At 45.7% G+C, this 18,333-nt stretch carries 9 protein-coding genes; all 9 read right to left on the reverse strand.

Features of this window, described 5'->3' with window-relative positions; all coding sequences use genetic code 11:
- Window positions 1–79 precede the first annotated feature (79 nt).
- The 9 genes from QMO62_RS05885 to QMO62_RS05925 all read right to left on the reverse strand — a co-directional run bounded on the left by QMO62_RS05885 (window position 80) and on the right by QMO62_RS05925 (window position 18,209).
- Window positions 80–2,431: a helix-turn-helix domain-containing protein gene (locus tag QMO62_RS05885; protein ID WP_284639334.1), complete on the reverse strand. Its 2,352-nt coding sequence runs from the start codon at window positions 2,429–2,431 to the stop codon at window positions 80–82.
- Between the two features lie 30 nt (window positions 2,432–2,461).
- The gene (locus QMO62_RS05890) at window positions 2,462–4,024 is read right to left on the reverse strand and encodes an extracellular solute-binding protein (RefSeq protein WP_284639337.1); all 1,563 of its coding nucleotides are present in this window, start codon (window positions 4,022–4,024) and stop codon (window positions 2,462–2,464) included.
- Window positions 4,025–4,483: 459 nt separating this feature from the next.
- Window positions 4,484–10,003 (reverse strand): beta-xylosidase family glycoside hydrolase, encoded by a 5,520-nt coding sequence (locus tag QMO62_RS05895; RefSeq protein ID WP_284639339.1) that lies wholly within the window; start codon window positions 10,001–10,003, stop codon window positions 4,484–4,486.
- Between the two features lie 173 nt (window positions 10,004–10,176).
- Window positions 10,177–11,790: a response regulator gene (locus QMO62_RS05900; RefSeq protein ID WP_284639341.1), complete on the reverse strand. Its 1,614-nt coding sequence runs from the start codon at window positions 11,788–11,790 to the stop codon at window positions 10,177–10,179.
- Window positions 11,787–13,502, reverse strand: a complete 1,716-nt coding sequence (locus tag QMO62_RS05905; protein ID WP_284639343.1) for a sensor histidine kinase — start codon at window positions 13,500–13,502, stop codon at window positions 11,787–11,789. The genes QMO62_RS05900 and QMO62_RS05905 overlap by 4 nt, the downstream gene beginning before the upstream one ends.
- Window positions 13,503–13,721: 219 nt before the next feature.
- Window positions 13,722–14,834 (reverse strand): glycoside hydrolase family 88 protein, encoded by a 1,113-nt coding sequence (locus tag QMO62_RS05910; RefSeq protein ID WP_284639345.1) that lies wholly within the window; start codon window positions 14,832–14,834, stop codon window positions 13,722–13,724.
- A gap of 81 nt (window positions 14,835–14,915) precedes the next feature.
- Window positions 14,916–16,313: an ABC transporter substrate-binding protein gene (locus QMO62_RS05915; protein ID WP_284639347.1), complete on the reverse strand. Its 1,398-nt coding sequence runs from the start codon at window positions 16,311–16,313 to the stop codon at window positions 14,916–14,918.
- Window positions 16,314–16,384: 71 nt separating this feature from the next.
- Window positions 16,385–17,248 carry a carbohydrate ABC transporter permease gene (locus QMO62_RS05920; protein WP_284639349.1) on the reverse strand — a complete coding sequence of 288 codons (864 nt, stop codon included), beginning with the start codon at window positions 17,246–17,248 and terminating at the stop codon, window positions 16,385–16,387.
- 13 nt (window positions 17,249–17,261) lie between these two features.
- Window positions 17,262–18,209: a carbohydrate ABC transporter permease gene (locus QMO62_RS05925; RefSeq protein WP_284639350.1), complete on the reverse strand. Its 948-nt coding sequence runs from the start codon at window positions 18,207–18,209 to the stop codon at window positions 17,262–17,264.
- Between the last annotated feature and the right edge of the window lie 124 nt (window positions 18,210–18,333).

The following is an 18,333-nucleotide window of genomic DNA, read 5'->3' on the forward strand; positions in this document are numbered from 1 at the left end:
TGAACGCAAATAACCGCCCCGCGGATCATGCCGCGAGGCGGTTAAACGATAAGTATGCAGTTCGGATTGAGCAGGCGCATTACGGCTGCTGGCGATGAATGGTCCGGTATTCGTTCGGAGCGACGCCCTCCGCCTTCTTGAATACACGCAGAAAGGTCGTCCGGCTCGGAATGCCTGTCTGCTCGGCGATGTCGTTGACACGCATATCGGTTTGGATCAGCAGCTCCTTCGCCTTCTCCAGCCTGACCTGGGTAATGTAATCAGTCAGGTTCGTGCCTGTCTTTTCCTTAAACACACGTGATACGTATTTGACCGATACTCCCATTTCGCCGGATATTTGCTCCAGACCCAAATCTTTCGTGTAATTTTCCTGAATATACTTCTCGATCAGCGAAACGAGATTGCCGGATTTCAACCCGCTTTCCGGTTTCGTGGCCTCCACAATACTCCGGTAAAAGCTGTGCAGCGCCTCCTGCAGCTGACTGGCCCCGATAAACGAATCGCCGCGGTGCGCATCGGTCAACGTCTCCCGCGTCTCTCCCGAGTCCAGCTGGTTTACGTCGATACCCCGCTCCACCAGAAAACGAACCCCGGTCATATACAGCTCCTTAAATAGCAGCAACAGATATTCGTAGGAGATACTTCGGCTCACATTCGAGTCTACGATCTCCTTGACGATCGACTCAACTCCCGCTTGATCGCCCAGCTTCAGATGATTCAAGATTTTTTGCTCGTCAAAAAAGGAATACACGAACCGGTTCTCGATTTGCAGCTCGTTCGAGTCAACTACCTGGAACCGCTCTTCGCCGTTCCTCTTACCGATAGCCGTCATCGCCTCGTTATAGGAGGAGCCGATTTCGTTAATTCCGGTATAGAACGATCCGATGCCAATGGTAATGTCGTAATACATGTGAATATCGTAGCGGAAAATATCCAGCATTTGGCGAAAAGCCCCGTGCAGCTGTTCCGCCTCGTTCGGATGCTCAATGTTAACAATGCCGACGAACAGGTTTTGACGGTATTCCAGTACATACGAGGGGACCTTGGCGCCAAGCAGCGTCCACAAAATCTTTTTGACCCCGTTCATCACATACAGCCGGTCGGTGTCCTGAATATGCTGATAGAACGCTTCCTTTAAATCAAAGTGAACGGCGCAGCAGACATAGCCGGAACGGCTGAAGCCGAATTCCGTCGCCAGCGTGTCCCGCAAGATTTCCTCCTGATTCAGCGTATGCCCCTTGAGCAGAAACAGAAACGACGATTCCACATATTCGTTCGTATGCTTGTCGTATTTCAGCTTATATTTGAGGTGGTGGTCGGTCAAACGTCGAATACCTTGCTGAATCTGTTCAAATTCGTTTTTCTCCGCCGGGTGATCGTCGTGCCTCAGCAGCTCGCTCTGATCCGTAATAATATTGCGGATGTTGCGAATCGGATTGTAAATCCGTAAGCTGAAAATAAGAGAGAAGACAACCCCCATCACGACGAGAACAATACACAATATTAGGGTCATCGACAATATACTAAACGTATGCCGATTAAATTCGCCGGACGGGGTAAACGAGTAATAGTGCCAGCCGAACAAGCCGGATTGCGCGTGAGATATTTCGTACTTGCCGCCTTGAAATTCGACTTGGCCACCCCCGGACTCGCTAAACGGATGACTTGCCAGGAGCTCCGTCACCTTCGGTTCGGTCATAAAACGATTCGTATCGTATAGCGTCTCGCCGTTCGCATCTGTAATCAGGAAGCCGGTTGAATCGAAAACGGTGCTTCCCTTCAAAGTCCGGGCAAGCGCCTCTACGGCAATGTTCAGCACCATGATCGCCGTCCGGTTGTTGATCCGGTTCATAAAGACGATAGGCACCACCTGCTTGTCGTGTATGCCTTCCTGGCTGACACTTGAAACCGGCAGCAACTCTATGTAATCCGTTGAAGATAGTCTCTTCGTCCAAAACTCGGCATCATACTTACCGTATTTGTACATATTGCCGAAAAACGAATCGAACCGGTTCACGCCGCCGCTTACGTAAATGTCTTTATTGTCGATATAGACAAACAGCCGGTCTGTAAAATCGCTTACGATATTTTCGTTTCGCTGAATGATTTTCGGCAGCCGCCATATCTCCGAGCGTACCTCGAGGCTTTGCTGCTCCTTCGGCATTAGCAGCATTCGCACCATATCGTCGTTAAAGAAATTGAGGCTCGTTTCCTGTGCAGCCTCAAGATTAACGTCGATCGTGTTTGCCGCATTTTGCAAATTCGTCCTAATCCGCTCGTTAAAATCCCGTTTCATAATATCGACGGAATATAAATAAGTAGCAAGGCCGACGACAACGATCGGGATCAGCAAAGACAGGAAGTAGGAGAAGATTTTCAGAAACAGCCGCTGGTCCTTGCTTCGAATCAACCAATTGTTGGTAAACCTCATAACTCCTGCCCCTCCGGTCGACATGTTGATTTACCCGTTTTGCTGAAACCGCTTTAACGCTTGATTATAGATTTGCTCCAGCTCCGCGGCTCCCAGCTCCATAGCTTGTGCGATGACGCCGTCGTACTCGTCAATCGGCTTGACGCCCATTATGTATTTGTCGAACTCCTGCTCCAGCTTGTCGTTCAACAATCTGTTCAGCTCCTTGACACGTTGTGCCTCCTGCATCGTGAGCGGAGGGTCGAGCCTGAGCTCACGGTATGCCGGGTCTTTCGAAACGAGCCGCCAATATTCTTCGTTCAATTCGTCCCAGTTGCCGGTCAGCTTCTCGATTTGAAATTGCGACATCGTATTGGAGTACAGCGGCGTAAACCCGAGCTGGCAGCAGCCCAAATCCGAGTAGAGCGCATAGTAAGGGGTCGGGGAAGCATCCTTGAACGACTTCGCGTACGAATCGGAGTAAACGGGCTCTCCCTTCTCGTTCTTCGTATAATGAACGCCCTCCAGACCGAAGTTCATCAGATTGGACGTTTCCTCCGAATACATCCAGTCCAGCAGCTTAACGACGGTATCCGCGTCCTTCGTCTTGGCGCTGACAGCAAATACTTTCCCGGAAATCGTCGGATAATAGAATGCTCTCGACTTTCCCGGCATATATACCGGTACCGGTATGAGCTGAAACGATGCCTCCGGGTTCGTTCGACGCACGCTTCGTGTATAATTCAGTCCAAAGCCGCTATTGTCGAGGAAAAAGAATGATTGTCCGGCGACCAGCTTCTCACTCCATTGCTGTTGCGTAGTTACGGCATAATCGGGATCGAGCACGCCAAGCTCATATGCTCGGCGGAGATAAGAGAGCACCCGCTTGAACTGTGGTGAAGCCGGACCGAATACATAACGCCCGCCGTCCTGGTCTTGATCGTAATAAATGCCGTACCCGCTTCCCAGCATGTAAGCGGATGTCTCGAGCAGGTGATTCGTTCCTTTCCGAATTGACCACGGGACCGAATCAGGGTAAAACTGTTTAAGCGCTGATAAAGTCGTAAGCAACTCATCGAATGTGCGCGGTACCCGCAATCCGTGCTTCTCCAGCAAGTCGACGCGGATCACCGGACCGAAACCGTTCTTCGCTTCATTGCGGGCTATCGCCGGAAAGCCGTAAAGCTCTCCGTCTAACGTCAGCGATTTCAATTCGGGGTATTTATTCCATAAAGCGCTAAAATTAGGCGTCATTCCGGTTTTCATGTAATTCGTTAAGGGCAAAAGCACTCCGGTTGAGGCAAAATCGTTGATATCCTGCTTGTCAATTTGGATAATATCCGGCAAATTGCGCGTAGCCAGCAGCGTCTTTTTTTTCTCATTATAGTTGCTGGCCGGTATGGCCTCGTAAACGAGTCGGATCTGGGTCTGCTTTCGGATCTCTTCGCTGATCGGCGTAACCAGCCGTACCTTCTGGTAAGCGCTTTCGGCGAACATTACCTTCACGGATCGCTCATTCGAAGAGTCGGCTTCTGGCTGTCCATTGTCAAAGCAGCCCGCCAATCCAGCCAATGCGGCAATCGACAGCACCGACAAAAAGAGCTTCTTCCCCACCCGTTATCCCCCGTTCTGCCATTCAAGTCAAACGATGTATAGTCTATTTCAGTATATCATAAAAAACGTTCACGGTAATGAAACTGTTTCTATGTCCTTATTCGCCAAAATTTGAAGGGGGCGTGAGTTGTTATGAGAATGATGCTCAACAATATTTGTTGTCCAGGGCGTCAACCGGCTCTGCTCCATTGCATATACCTGCCGATATTTTCGTACTTTCAACAAAAAAGAACCCGGTTGAAAATATTACTTCTTGACCCTCTCGACTCTCTCGCACACGATGTATAGTCTGGCATTTTACACAATAAAACACAATAAATTCCCCCGATATTGGTGTTTACTGAGCAAACTGATGTTGCGTTAAGCTTTTTCTAACAAATATGAAATAGGGAGGAATTATTTTCCTCCCCTCTATCAACCACTTTTAGAGTCCTATTTGATCAGAACGATCATCGTTGTCTAGTATTTTACCTTAACGTAATCGAAGTCAGCCTGCAGCATCGGTTGTATAACGTTACCATGCCTAGCTTGAATGCCGATTTTGGGATTCGGAATGGCAATGCCCTTAGCTATACCAAGAACATGCCAGGTACGGCCGTCACTGCTGTAAAAAGCAGAGTACTCGTTTCCGGCCTTCGCTAATTTTAAATACACAGGCCCAGTTACGGGATCACCGAACGACTGGATCGACGCAACTCCCTTTACTTCAGTAATCAAGGCGAAAGACTTGGCGTATTTCCTGGTAATGTCGAAAGAATCGAAGTCAGCATTTATGCTGAGTGCTGAGGAGCTGTGCATTGCATTGAGACCAACCTTACTATTGACTAGCACCACATCTGTAAAGGCGGTTCCTACTTGGGTCCATTCAATCCCATCAACGCTGTAGAAAGCCGTTATTGTTGTCCCCAATTTGGTAAGCCGAAGTGAAATGGTATCGCTCATAACCGAATCTTCAACCGTTTGCTTCGAAGCGGCTCCGGCTATTTCTTTCGAGAACACCAAGAACTTTCCATTGCTATAGGACCGGTTCAGCTTAATGTAGTTGTCATCGTCTTGATAAATAATGAGTCCGGCTGCTTGATTATTCTGCGTTGGGGTAAATGTCAGTCTGGTTGTTATGTCGAAATCCGTAAACGGAGGTGTCCGCAGTAATATATTTTTCTGTGTATTACCCGCGTACCAAATGTCACCGGACTGCGTAGTTATCCTCATTTTTCCGGAATTTGCCGTTAAACTCCACTTGGCAGCATCTTGTCGAACCCACGACCAACTGGTGTCTAATGTTGAAGAGTTAAAAGTTTCAGCAACATCCCCGGATTCCGAATAGTACCTATCCAGCTTGACATAATTTTGATCGTCAGTGTACACAATCAACCCTGCAGCTTGTTCATCACCTCTGGCATCAAACGAAAGCTTTGTCTCTACTTCAAAGTTGCTGTCGGTTTGTGGTTGTTGAAGCAAAATATTTTTTTGATTATTGGTAGCTGCCCACAAATTCCCATCTTGGGCTGTAATTCGCATGCTGTCCGGCTTGGCCGATAAGCTCCACATGGACGAATCTTCTCTTACCCATGACCAATTCGGATCCACTGAAGTACCGGCAAATGAGGTTGATCCATTTTCTTTGTGAAATGATGATAAAGTAACATAATCAAAGTCGGCGTTCATACCCGGCGCCGATCCACTATGCATTGCATGAAGCCCTACCTTCGGGTTACCGATGCTCACGTTTTTGTAAGGAGTACCCACTTGAACCCAATTGAGCCCATCGCCGCTATAATAAGCGGTATATGTGTTATCCGATTTCGTCAACCGGAAATAAACGTAATCCCCCATGGTGTCAACTGCCGTTTGTTTGGAGCCTTGACCCGCAATTTCCTTGATGAATACAAACCCTTTACCTCCACTGAAAGAACGGCTTAAATTAAGATAATTATCATCATCGCCGTAAACAATAAGTCCCGCCGCTTGGTTGTTTTGCGTTGGATTAAACGTTAGCTTTGTCGTAATCTCAAAATCATTGCTCTGCGGCTGCTGTACAAGAATATTTTTTTGGGTATTTCCGGCAAACCATATGTCACCGCTTTGGGTAGCGATTCTTAGTGATCCCGGCGAAGATGTAAGGCTCCAAGCATTGCTGTCCTCTCGAACCCATTTCCATTGATCTCCAAGTGTAGGCGCGTTAAACGTATCATTGCCATGAGCTGCAAAAGGCTTCGCCACAAAGTAGTCGAAATCCGCAGGAATGCTCGGTGCAGTGCTGCTGTGCATAGCATGCAATCCGGCCTTCGCTGCCGTCAAAGTGACATCCTTATAGGGGCTTCCAATGATCGTCCAGTTTATACGATCCGTACTATAATATGCTGAGTACGTCGTTCCCTCTTTACTTAATTTCAAATAAACGCTGGCTGTAACGGACATGGAGTCCGAGGTTGTTTGGTTTGCATAGACGCTGGACGTTACCGGCGTTGTGTAAACACTAAGTGTTACCGGTATGGGATCCGCTATCGTTTGGTTGGTGCCTTTCCCGGCAATCTCTTTGGTGAAGCTGTAAATATTACCATTGGTGTAGGATCTGCTCACTTTGAGGTAATGATCATCGTCTTGGTAAACGATTAATCCGGCAGATTGATTGTTCTTAGTCGGATGAAAGTCAAGCTTTGTCTCCATTTCATAATTTGTGTACGGTATGGCTTGAAGTAAAATGTTTTTTTGATTACTATTCGCAAACCAAATATCGCCGTTGGTGGTCTTCATACGGAGATGCCCCGGACGTTCTGCAAGATTCCAGTTGGTGCTGTCCTCGCGAACCCAACTCCACGTGCCGTTCAATGTTGCATCGTCAAAAAAGTCTTTCGTTTGCGGTATGGTAACTTCAATGGGTGCCGGTGCAGTATCATCTGTTGAAAACGTAATTTTATGCGTTTTGCCAAGAGAGTTGCTGGTATCAATATTTAGGATGATAGTCGGCGACATTTGAACAACGGCAACGGTGGGATCCTTATGCAGAACAGACAGCCCCGGTTTATTAATCTCCACTCTCAGTGAGGCCTGCTTGTGTGTGGGGTCGGATGCGGAAACAGTAAAAGAGCCTTCCTTCGTACCTGTCATTATAGCTGCTGGCTGCGGTGATGTAATAAGATCAACGGTACCGGCATTCCAGAAATGGGCCGCAACAATCCCCAGTGACTTTTCACGTACTGCCTGAATCGTGGTGTCGTTCTGTATAATTTCGATATCCGGATTGCTGCTGTACTGATTCACTTCTTCCGTAGTTTGATTTGGAAGGGTAATGTAACTGTAGGTTCCATTCTGCGGGTTTACGCCGTGATCGATCCACAGCGGTAAGTAGCTCGCCGTACTCCAGAATCGGAAATAATCGAAGCTTGCAACCGTTTCAGGTACGGAGGCCTCATATCCGCCTTGAGCAAACAGTCCCATGAATAGCTTATCGTTAGCCTCACTGCCTGACATATCATTTGATACGGACGATAATGTTGATCCCCAATTTTCTCCGTCTTTGCTTAAGTAGAATGAATACTGGCTTCCTGTTTTCTCTATCTTCAGATACACCGGAGACTCACCGGAATCGGGGAACGTCCTTGTCAGACGAAGGCCATTGCGTTCGCTAGCAACGATGGTACCAGGGCCTCCATTAACCAGTCCTCTGGAGATCGAGACATAGTTATCGTCGTTCATGTAGAGAATGATCCCGGCTTCTTGACCGAAAGCGGACGGTGTAAAGGTAAGCTTCGTTTCTGCATAGAAGTCTTGTGGCGGCGCTTGAGCAACCAGTACGTTTTTGGCCGTGTTAGTAGCACCTTCCAATGTACCGGGTTGTATCGTAATGTCAAGCGTTGTACCTGTATAGAGGTAGTGCGATTTATCCTCACGTATCCAAGTCCAGTCTTTTTCCTGCAGCCCCGAAGTAAAATCATCAAATGCACGGGAGTACTCCGTTTGATTCACATCGATAAGGTTTCCTGTGCGCTTTTCACGCAATCCCTTCACGTTCGTTGCTTGCGGGAATACGATTCCGCCGTAATCCTCCAGATGGAGCCACTTTACATTCTTCATCTCCTCAAACCAGCCGATCGAAGACTGCTTCTGAACGCCATCTACTGTAAGAGTATTGTTCCCTTGGGAATTCAGGAAACGATTCTCCACAATCGTCTCAATCGTTCTACCCGATGTGCTCTTTATTCCTGCACCTAAGGATACTACTTCTTCGTCAAATAAAAACCACGACTTTTTGGCTGACAGGTCTTTTCCGTTAGGATGGTGGTGAATAAGATAGTCGACACCGGCCGTGCCATACGTACCGTCCAACGAAACACCTCCCACCCAATCCTTTTTCGCATATTGATGCTTTCCGGCACCATCGGGAATCGTCGGATCCCGGTCTACAGTAATACCCGGCAATCGTTGGGGATCTATTGTGTACTGGTAATTGAACGAATAGTCGGAGGGCTTCATGAAAAAGAACGCTGCACCATCGGAAGTATAATAGCCTTTCGTATTAACGTTATGTATAGACTCATAGCTTTTCGTACGTGTAGAGTGCATTGCCACATCAAACAGCCAATTCGGTCTGCGATGAACGACGCGATCCTGATTATAAAACTGATAATTCCCCACTTGCTCCGGGCGCTCGGGAATGCTTGGGTCCTGTAATATGTCTTGATATTTCGTCGTGACCCAGATGGAGTTTTGTAAAAATAAATCCGTATATCCCTGTTTTAAATTAGCTTTGATAATACTCTTATGAATGTCCTTATACGGATTATCAACCATTTCGATTTGCGTTAATAAGGCCAGTAGGAATGCGCCGCCGGAGGTAGGCTTCAAAAACGCCGGGGTAGCTGTAAATCTTCCGCTTACCGAGGGAAGGAATTGGCCTTTATACAGTACATTCTCGAATGCATTAAGATCCCATTGATAAATGTTGCTTTTTTGCGGTGACGTATTATCCCAGATCGATCCCGACAGCAGCCAAAGTAGCTCGGAAATATCCGAAATCAATCCGCTTCCGTAACCGCCGTTATAAGGACCGCCTTCATGCTGAATAAAGGATCCGTCTTCGTAAAATCCGTCTTTGACTTGCAATGGTGTGTTTACGGTGGTGGTAATATAGGGAAATACATCATTCAATGAATCCGAGGCTTCCTGCATTTTTAAAGCATCTTGAGTAACAATAGCACGCAGAGCAACGGCTTTCGCTTTCCATACCCGGTTTGCGCCTGTACTTATTGCGCCGGTGGTAGGGCTTGTGTAAGGATCGGGAGCATGCACCGCTGCAGCGCTCATTAATCTGTTCTTGAGATCCTGTGAAAGTTCATCGTATAACATGATACATGTATACTCTAGATCAAGGGGGATACTTATCTCCCACTCATACCAGTTTCCATAAGCCGTAGTGTTTTCGTTAAAGCGGTTGGTATAGAACCATTCCAATCCATTAACGATATGCTGAAGGAGTGTGCCGCTCTTGTAATAAGCCGAACCGTAAGTTGTATAAGCTACGGCCATTGCTCGTAGTCGATTTGATATTTCACGAAGCGGGAACGTTTCTGATAAACTTGATTCCCTGAGGTCATCCCATGTATAGTCCGTTTTGTTCATGGTTGACCACAGCTTACTGGTCCTGCTGTCAATGCTTTCAATGGTTTGCTTTACATAGGGATTATTGACATCGTAGGGTGCAACCGGATCGTAACCGGTTATCTTCTTGAAAAATTTACTTCGTAATAAAGCGAATGCAGCAGCTTCATCCGAAGGGGCTTGAACCGATAAGGCAGGGTTACGTAATGCTGACACCCTATCGCTGTTATATTCGCTTGCAGGCACTCTGGTTTCAGTAAACGCGTAAGCGGTTTCATTCCATGGTATGGTTTGCGCGGCAGATGGAATGAGAAGACTTGCTATCATGAGCTTTGAAAGTAAACTTCTTGAATTGATTATGCGGGCCTGTTTTACCATTCGCGAAATCCCTCTTTCACTGCAACTCATATGGTCTCTTCTCTATTCACTCCAAGGTATCTTCCCTCTTACTTAACCTTCGCCCCCTTTCCTGCGAATGACTTCATTTTAGAGAATAAATGAACCGTTTGTAAGTACACTGGATTTCGATTTCGTGTCGTAGTTTTGGATGTTTACCCTTCAAATTCAACGGATTGTCTGTAATCCGTAAGATTCATACCCGTATATTTTTTAAACACTTTATTAAAATAACGGCTATCCGTATATCCTAATCGGTTTGCGACCTCATATATTTTCACATTGCCTCCGCTCAGCAGCTCCTTCGCCTTGTTAACTCGAAGAAGTGTTATCGTATCGCTTATGTTTTGGCCGGTTTCCTGTTTATATAAACTGCAGATGTAACTTGGCGACAGGTATACAAATGCCGCCAGCTTCTCCAGGCTTAACGGCTCCGTAAAGTGTTCTTCCAAATAGTTGTTTACCATTTCAATGACTCTGCTGCTTTTGTTGGAGCGCTTGACCATAAGCTGCTCCGCCGCTTCCTCCAATAGTGCGATAATAAGAGCTTGGATCTGCGGAACGGTCTTCAGCTTCTTGATCCGGTCCCAAAGCTCAGGCTCTGATCCTATATAACTTTGAGCATTCTCACCGATCTCCATTAGTCCCAAGGAGACGGAAGACAACAGCCGCATGCTTATTACTTGAACATATTCCGGCTCAACGGGATTTCCGGAGTTTTCAAAAAAATGCTCGATCCCCGGGCGAATCCCACGTTTATCCGCATTCTTAACGGCAAATACCGTTTCTTTTTCTGCTGCTTCCGAGTATCGCCACATCTGTGTCGTTGTGTTCTCAATCTCATTTATATATATCGTTTGCCCGGAGCCTAACAATACTTTATACTTGATCGCCTCTTGTGCGGACAGAAATGACTCTTTGACCTCATGTAAACTCCCGCATGGACTTCCTATTCCTAATGTAATGTTAAACCCCCAGTCGGACTGTACCCAATTTCGTAGCTCATCCCCCATTTCTTTAATCATAGTAACTACTTTCTCCGTGCTTTCGTTACTATGAACAAGTAAGCCATATTCGTAGGGGTTTACCATAAACACCTCACCGCTTTTTTGCAGCGTCGCTTGGAGCTGATTGAACACCGCAAGCTGAAGCAGCTGGCGCCTCTCTTCGGTAATCTCATCGTCGATTTCAAATCCGTCCAGTTGTAAAACTGCAGTGCAATATGAACACTGATTACTCCAATTCATGCCCAAAAACCGAATTCTCTGAGTAATTACGTTAGGATCGGTCAAATGTCCTGATACAAGCTCAATGAAGAAACGCTCCTTTAACAGCGGAAGACTCTCCCGAACTTGTTCACGAAGTCTACATTCTTCTTCCTTGTGTTTTTGCTCCAGCTCAACCGTTGTTTTCAGCTCCACAGCCATTTCGACTAATTGATCCGGCATGATCGGTTTTAATAAATAATCCGTAACCCCAAGCTTGAGCGCTTGTTGTGCATAAGCGAAATCGTCATGTCCGCTGAGCATGACTACTTTGACGTCATCCCCTTTGGAACGAATATATTCTGCTAATTCCAATCCGGTTTTCTTAGGCATTCTAATATCCGTAATCACGATGTGCGGGGATTCCTCATCGCAAAGCTTCATGGCCTGCTCACCGTCACAGGCGGTACCAATAATCTTAATTCCATACTCTTCCCAAGGAACGATGTTTTTGATTCCTTCTCTTATCGTCCTTTCATCATCCACAACAAGCATCTTAATCATATGGACCCTCCGATATGGTTGAATGGCATTAGGATTCGCACAATGGTTCCCTGGTGCTGCTCGCTGCTAACGAAGTGGACACCATAGAAAGGGCCGTGATATAGCTTAATCCTCTCATTGACATTTCTGATCCCATAACCGCCATCGCTTTCTTGCGGCAAGCTCTCGCTCGCGAGAAGCTCATTTAGCTTAACGGTGTCGCAGCCGCGGCCATTGTCAACCACCTCAAGTACAAGCTTGCCCTCTTCCGCATAGCCTCTCACGATAATTTCCCCGGGGTAATCAATTTCCCGAAACCCATGGATAATAGCGTTTTCTACCGCTGGCTGTAGAATGAGCTTTATGATCGATTGGGACAAGATACTTGGATCCACTTCAAATCGAATAGTAAAGGCATTATCAAAACGCACTTTTTGAATGGCTGTATAAGCCTGGATTTGTTCCAGCTCTTTCTTTACGCTGATGAAATCTTTACTGTTATTTAGGCTTAAGCGGAATAAATTGGCTAATGACGTAACCATCATGCTGATATCGTTTGCTTTATAGCGGGAGGCGGCCATCCAGTTTATTGAATCCAGCGTGTTGTATAAGAAATGGGGGTTGATTTGATGCTGCAGTGCTTTGAGCTCAGCCGCCCTTTTTTTCATATTCGTAGCTTGAATCTCTTCGATAAGCTTCTTTATTTCTAAGGACATGACGGAGAACTGTCTGTACAGCTCATTGATTTCATCACCCGGTTTATCCATTTTGATCAGAATATCGAAATCTCCGGTCTGTACGCGCTTCATGGCTGCTATTAAATTCGTTACTCTCTTGGAGAGTCTGTTTGACATCAGTACAGAGTAAGCTATGGCCAGCCCAAAGAACAGCAAACCAACCAACAATGTTGCCCATTTGATGTAATTGATTTTGCTTTTCAGCTCATTCGTCTTCACAAGACCAATGAGTTTCCAACCTGTTTTTTCAATGGTCTCGTAAACAAACATATACTCTTGTCCATCTACTCTTTCAATAAATTTGCCTGCTTTATTTCCAAACATTTTAGTAATATAGGGTTGATGCGATAAATTAGTTAGTAACAGCTTTTTATTATGATGCGATAGGATTCTGTTTTCTTCATCGACAATATATACAAATCCCGTATCCCCAATTTGAATAGGATCGAGTACGTCTCCAATGGTATCCTCTTTCAGACTGACGGACATAAGGCCGATATATTCCCCGGTATCAAGTGATTTGATTTCCCGGATTAACGCAATTTCCGCGCCGTCACCGGCGGAATGATTTTTCTCCAATGTCCAAAACGTACCGTTGATGGAGGTATCTAGTTTCTTGAAGTCGGGCTTATCCTGTATGACTGTATCGCTCAGCAGCTCCGTAACACCAAAGTGAAACGGGTACTGTCCTTGATCACGGTAGTACAGTTTAACGGAGAAGTGTTTTTGATAATTGGTCAATTGAACCAGCGTATTACGCAGCTTGTAAATATGTTCCTGGTATTGCTGAAGAGGTACCGGAGACTTTTCGCTAAGCACTTGCTGTACGACAGGATTAATATAGACGATATCCGATAATTCCTTGGCCCGATCCAAGAGAGAGACGATATTGTTACCGGTTTGTAAGATCGTTTGCTTAACGGATTTACTGATTTCTTCGTCCATGGATTCATAAACCATTTGATAGGATATCGCGCCAACCAATATAGAGGGCATGAATATAGCAAGTAAAAAGGAAATCACTAACCTGACATACAAGGACTTGCTTTTCCTTCTAAACGAATGAATCCAATTCAACGTGGCCGACATCTGTCCGGTGCGAAACATAGTATTAGCTCCTTGAAAATGCTGTGGTTTTCATAGGAAATTCCAATATGATGACATGGATTCATTATACGAATAGGGAAGAAAAGGATCAATGGTCTTGTTTCGATATTATGCAGTCCACATGGGTGCCGGAACCCCCAATACTCTCAGTATTCCTTCCAAATAATAGTAATCACCCCAAATGGTATAATGATGATCACCTTTGGCATAGCAATGACTGAGAATTCCCTCCAGCCTATCATTACCCGCCTGTGAATAGGAAGTACGTAACTTCTCTAGAATACGAATGGCGTCATATCGATAGGATTCGGAGGCTAAACTGCCGTCCTCCAGCAGTTCGGCAATTTCCAGCATGCCGCAAGCCGTGATTGCAGCAGCCGATGTATCTTTAAGAGCATGATTACTATCGGGAAGCTTGAAGTCCCAGTTTGGAATCAAATCATCGTTAAGCTGGCTCATAAAATAGTCAGCCATTCTGCAAGCGGCTTTCAAATATTTCTTTTGCCCCGTATGGCGAAAGGCTAACGCAAACCCATAGATTCCCCACGCTTGCCCCCGGGACCAAGCAGACTCATCACTGTATCCCCCCTCGTTAGACCCGCCAAGAGGTTCTCCTGTCTCCGGATGAAAATCAAATGTATGATAAGTTGAATAATCGCTGCGTATATTGTACAGATACGTGCTGCTGGCATGGTGATCCGCAATGGTCAGATAGGTTGGGTCCCCTGTTAATTTAGTCGCTGAGTACAGCAATGGTAAATTCATCATACAATCCATAATCATTTTTCCGGCCAGCTCCGGTTCCTCCAATGGACCCCATGCACGAATGAATCTCCCTTTGGAGTTGTAGCGTTTCGTTAACTCCTCCGCTGCCTGGATGGCCAGCGCTCTGGCTTCTTCATGCTTCGATGCGTTATAAAGCGCCACAGCATACAATTGATATAAAAAGCCTAAGTCATGATCCTTATACCCTTCTTGTAAACGCTGCTTGTAGACAGGATAATACCTGTATAAGTATTGAAGATATTTATCCTCCTTCGTATACCAATAGGCTAAACAAACCATTCCGCTCCAGAACGATCCTGTCCAGCTGCCATCCTCCGTTAATTCATTCGAATAAAGGCCCGATGCAGACAAATGGGGAAACCTTGTTCCATAAATATCCATTTGTTTATTTATTTTATGAATAATCGTATTAACCTCATTTCGAAAAGCATCCATCCTGTCATCTTCCTTCCTTCTATAATAAGGATCGGGTTCCGCATTCGGAACCCGAAACAAATAGACTGCCGGCCCTATTGGTTATTTCAGCTTTAAAGGATCGAAATCAGGCTTAACAAAATCCTCTTTTTTAAATGTGCCCTCTGCAAGGGCCTTGTCAAAGGCTTCGTTATAACGTTTGGTTAGATCAGCAAGCGCTTCATCCGCTTTTTTGGCACCCGTGATGACTTGAATAAATACGGTTTGCTGGTTATCGCCCTGAATTTTTAAGCCTGGGACGACCGGCGGCCAAATCGCATCATTTGCTTTGAACGCAAAATGCTCAAGATATTTGATATCGGATTTATATTTCGGATTGTCCGCTATTTCCTTTACTAAAGAGATCCACCCTGCCTTTTTCACCATTTCACCCATAAATTCCGGAGAATAAATCCACTCCATTACCTTCCAGGTTTTGTCTTTATCCTTTGTCTTTGAAGACATGGCATAACCCGAGCCCATCTGAACGAATGCTTTGCCCTTGGCTGCCCCATCAATAGTAGGGAATTCCGCTACACCCATTTCGAAGTCCATTTTATAACCTGCCAAAATGGCCGGATCCCAAGACGCCGCTCCCATAATACCGATGCTTCCCTCTGCAAACTTGGCTGTTCCTTGGTCTCTCTTAAGCAATAGTTCCCCTTCCAGCATACTCCCGTCTTTCTTCATATCCTCCATGAGCTGCAGTATGGGCTTATAGACGGAGAAGTCAAACTTTCCTGCCTTATAATCAAAGCCGCGCATGCTTCCGACTGCATTCATCCCCATGCCGTTAAACAGGATGACATCGGTGAAGTATACGTCACCCATCGGTAATCCAAACCCGCTGGCCTTCCCGCCGCTTGCGGCTTTGATTTTCTTAGCATATTCCCTGACTTCAGCAAAGGTTGTCGGCGGCTTCTCCGGATCAAGTCCGGCATCTTTAAATAGTTTTTTGTTATAAATCATACGAATTGTAGCTGCCTGATCAGGGATCGTATAGATTTGGCCGCCCACGACATTGTTGTTCTCTATCCATACCCCATCGCGAAATTTGCTTTTAAATTCTGGCGTTACATACTTATTTAACGGCTCTCCCCACTTGGTTTGCGCGATCTTAAGCGTTAAGGACGGACCGCCAACGGTGAAAATGTCCGGCCCTTCCCCGCTGGTGAATGCCATGTTAAGAACGTCATTATACTTGTCGGCAACGACATTTAATTCTATTTCAATGCCGTCCTTATTGGTTTTATTATATTTATCAACCAGCTCGGTCATTTTATCCTTCATATCGCCTAGATGTGACCAGAGCTTCACTTTTGTTTTTTCTTGGGTGTTGGATGAGCTTTCTTTTGAAGCTACTTCACTGCTGCTGGTGCTTATTTCCTTTGCTGTACAACCTGTCAGGACGGCGAGTGTCGAGATGAGCATAACGGAAACCGCTTTATTGACTTTGTGCATACCGGTAACCCCTCCATTATCATTTTCATATGAATGAAATATCCAGGCTTACAGCGACTGGATATTAGCATTTATCCTTTTATTGCTCCGCTTGTCATTCCACCGACAAAATAGCGGTTTGCCAGTAAGAATACAATCGTAATGGGGATGATGGCCATACATGTGCCGGCTAATAACAAATCCCATTTGGCCCCGCCTTGACCCTCCGCGAGGTAGGCGAGTGTTGTCACCCCTACCGAAAGCGGTCTATTATTAGGCTGCGTAAGGGTTAAAGCCAGCGGCAGCATGTAGCTGTTCCATGTTCCTTGGAACGTAATCATGGCCACGACACCAATAACCGGCTTAATAATCGGGAAAATGATGTGTGTATAAATCTTAAATACTCCACAGCCATCCATGATAGCCGATTCATCCAGCTCTTTCGGTACACCGTTTAAGAAACCGATGACCAGCAAGGTTCCAAAAATAGGACTGCCGCCTAGCGTCGCAAGGATCAGCCCAAGTAATGATTTGTGCAATCCCGCCTTTACGATAATTAAAAAAATGGGATAAATCGTTACTGCCCCGGCGACAAACATCGATAAGTAGTAGCTTCCAAGAATAAATTTTCTACCCGGAAAAACACGTCTCTGTAAGCAATATCCTGACATCGTAGCGAATATAGACGTAATGACCGTAACCGTTCCAGCGTAAATGAAGCTGTTGAGCATGTATTTTGAGAAATTAGCGGCTTTCCAAGCAAGGGCGTAATTGGTAAAGGTAAATTGCTCCGGAAACATATTCACGCCTCCTCTCAGAAGCTCCTGAGTGCTCTTGAACGAAGCCATGAATACATAAAACACGGGAAACAACACGATGGCAGCTGCCGCTAACAGAACGAGATGCAGAATCATTTTGTTTAACATCATGCTTACGGGACTTGCTGCCGTGTTCATTGGGGAGTCCCTCCTAGTTTTCGCTTAGCCTTTTGGACATTTTGAAATAAACGAATGCCACTAAGCTTATGATAAGAAAAGCAACTACGCTGGCGGAAGCGGCATACCCTTGTTGTGCGCGGTACCCTTCCATTTCAAAAAAGTAATTGAAGATGTACGTAACCATGGTTTCTGTACCGTGATTCGGATGGCCATTGGTGAGAACATTGACCAAGTCGAACATTTTGAGACCATTGAGCAAGCTTAGCATAATAATCATTTGCAGCATCTGGCCTAACTGGGGAATCGTGATATAGTAAAGCTTCTGCCACTCGTTTGCTCCGTCGATCGTGGCCGCTTCGTACAATTCTCCAGGAATCTTTTGCAATCCTGCTAAAATCAGTGTCATGTTGTAACCCATAACCTGCCAAACTTCCACCAAAATCAAAGTCATCATTGCAGTTACGGCCGTACTTACCACATAAACCGGCTTATCAATGAACCCTATGGAGAGCAGTAATTCATTAATAATTCCATTGTCCGGCGCCAGCATGATCCTAAAGACGACACCGACGATAGCGGCACTGATCAAACAGGGGAAATAAAGTGCGGAACGATAAAATACTCTTCCTTTTATACTGCTGTTTAAAATAACCGCAAACACGAGCGAGAGAGGGATTCCGATAACTAGTGACCCGAATGTCATGATGAGTGTGTTGGAAACAGCCTTCCACCAAACCTCGTCCTTTAAAAGGACTTTGAAATTATCCAACCCGACATAGAGCGCTCGAATCCCGTCATAATCGTAAAAGGCGTATCGTAATATCCACAGCAAGGGAAAAAGCACGAATACCGCGAAAAGAAGGTAAGGAATGCCTACCATAAGGTAAATTGTTATCAAATCTTTCAGCCTGAATAAAGTAATGGTTGACCGCTTTGAATGAGTAGGTGCTCTTTCAGCTCTCGCATAGATTTCGGTCATTGATGCCTTCACCTCCGGAAATCGTTTACATTTCCATCATAAGGGAAGGCAGGTACCTTTACAATGAAGTGAAATTTTGAAATGGTGTTGTAAATTGCTGTTTTTTTATTTCATCCCGTCCACC

This window comes from Paenibacillus silviterrae (assembly GCF_030167925.1).
Classification (GTDB): Bacteria; Bacillota; Bacilli; order Paenibacillales; family NBRC-103111; genus Paenibacillus_G; species Paenibacillus_G silviterrae.